Origin of the sequence: Brevibacterium sp. SIMBA_078 (genome assembly GCF_046534565.1) — a bacterium.
GTDB lineage: Bacteria > Actinomycetota > Actinomycetes > Actinomycetales > Brevibacteriaceae > Brevibacterium.
Genome location: NZ_JAWRYQ010000618.1, coordinates 1 through 233, shown reverse-complemented (window position 1 = coordinate 233; position 233 = coordinate 1). Strand labels below are relative to the sequence as shown.

Below are 233 nucleotides of genomic sequence, written 5' to 3'. Positions count from 1 at the left end.
CTCTGCATCAGTATTAGCGTATATGCCATAACCATCAAGTGCATAACCTATCATTGGTGCATGACCGTCGTCTTGTTCAATCTTAGTCGTTAGTCCAGTGGCAGCATGATAATGGTAGCCGGCATGAGGATTAATATGACCGCCTGCATCATCGAACGGCGCAAGCGTATAAGCGCCTAAGATATTACTGACAGGTGCTGGCGCATCAAAACGTACACCATTAAAAGCAATAC

1 protein-coding gene is annotated in these 233 nt (G+C 45.5%); it reads right to left on the bottom strand.

Going from position 1 to position 233, the window contains the following annotated elements; translation table 11 throughout:
* The coding region (locus SB749_RS21000; RefSeq protein ID WP_410712024.1) for a YHYH protein at nucleotides 1-233 on the bottom strand (233 nt) is incomplete at both ends.